Raw genomic sequence first — 1,767 nt, forward strand, 5'->3', positions numbered from 1 at the left:
ATGGTATGACTAATTGCGGTATGGTCTTTCATACCAAAGTATTGAGCAAGTTGTGGCATTGTGTGTTGTGTAAGTTCGCGACTGATATAGATACAAATTCGTCTTGCATAGACTATATTTTTACTTCTGCCTTTTGAACGTATCTCACTTGGTTTAATATTTAGATCTTTTGCTACGACCTCTGTAATAGATTCCATAGTTAGGTTTGCTCTATTTTCATTCATTTGGTCTTTTAAAACATTTTTTGTAAAAGAGAGATCAATATCAACATGCATAAGTTGGGAATAGGCATGGAGTTTTGAGAGAATTCCTTCTATTTCACGTACATTTGAATCAATGACAGTAGCAATATAATTTACAATATCTTCAGAAAGTTGTACTTTGTTTATTTCACATTTCTTTTTAATAATAGCAATTTTTGTCTCTAACTCTGGAGGTTGAATATCTGCTACAAGTCCCCATTCAAAGCGACTTTGAAGTCTTGCTTCAAGTCCACCTATTTTTTTAGGGTGTTTATCAGCTGTAAGTATTATTTGTTTACCTGTACTCTTTAGTGCTTCAAATGTATGAAAAAATTCCTCTTGGATTCCCTCTTTATTTGATAAAAATTGAATGTCATCAATAAGTAATACATCGCATTTACGGTATTTCTCTTGAAAGCGTTCCATTGTTTTATTACGCACATGACGGATAAAATCATTTAAAAATTGCTCTACTGTGGTATAAATAACAACTTTTCCCTCATTTTGAAAGACATTTCCTGCTGCTTGCATAAGATGTGTTTTACCTAGACCTACTCCTCCATAAATAAAAAGAGGATTATAAACTTTTCCTGCATTTTCACTTACACTTTTTACTGCAGCGTAGGCAAATTGGTTGGAACCACCGACCATAAAATTGTCAAATGAGTGAGATTGGTTTAAAAGTGAGCTATTTTGCTTTACTTCAATAATTTTTTTTGCTTTTTTTGTCTCTACTCTATTTTTAAGTGTAATTTGTACAAAAACTTTTGAACCAGTTTTGATTTCAAAGAGATGCGCGAGTTTGTCACTATATTTATTTTTTATCCAATTTACAACTAAAGCATTTGGTGCATAAAAAATTGCTCTATCACTAGTGGATTTTTTTATATCATACGTTAAATGTCTGATATATCTATTGTATTCTACTTCTGTTATCTCATCTTTGAGTGTTTTTAAGACTTCTTGACCTATATTCACATATTGCCCTTAATTTGTGTTATTAATGTGAATAGTACTATGAGTTTGCATAAAATGGGGTTAAAAGAGTGTGAATAACTTTATTTTACTAATGTGAAAGAGAGAGCTTTTTGCTATAATTTGCTACTTTAAAAGTTTTTAGGAAATATATGACAATTTTAGGAATAGATCCGGGAACGAGAAATATGGGATACGCCCTTATTCGTCTTGAAAATGGGAAAATCTCACTTATTGAAGCGGGACTTATTAAAATGAAAGCAGAAAATTTACAATTTCAGATACCACAAATGGTAGAAGGAGTTGAGCGAATTTTTCAAAATCACACTGTTGATGAAGTAGCGATGGAAGATATATTTTATGCACATAATCCTGCTACTACAATTAAATTAGCGCAGTTTCGCGGTGCAATTATGCTAAAATTACTCCAAGAGTTTGGGCAGTTTCACGAATATACTGCTTTGCAGGTGAAAAAAGCTTTAACGGGTAAAGCAAAGGCGCAAAAAGAGCAGGTTGCGTTTATGGTAAAGCGTCTTTTAAATATCAAAAA

2 protein-coding genes are annotated in these 1,767 nt (G+C 32.1%); one reads left to right on the forward strand and one right to left on the reverse strand.

Annotated features, from left to right (window positions below; genetic code table 11):
* Nucleotides 1-1,220 (reverse strand): chromosomal replication initiator protein DnaA (gene dnaA / locus MV589_RS04825; RefSeq protein WP_297432585.1); only part of this gene is annotated, 1,220 nt, incomplete at its 3' end.
* 149 nt (nt 1,221-1,369) lie between these two features.
* Between dnaA and ruvC the strand changes: the two genes are divergently transcribed.
* Nucleotides 1,370-1,767 (forward strand): crossover junction endodeoxyribonuclease RuvC (ruvC, locus tag MV589_RS04830; RefSeq protein WP_297432587.1); only part of this gene is annotated, 398 nt, incomplete at its 3' end.

It is taken from the genome of Sulfurimonas sp. (assembly GCF_026991475.1).
Classification (GTDB): Bacteria; Campylobacterota; Campylobacteria; order Campylobacterales; family Sulfurimonadaceae; genus Sulfurimonas.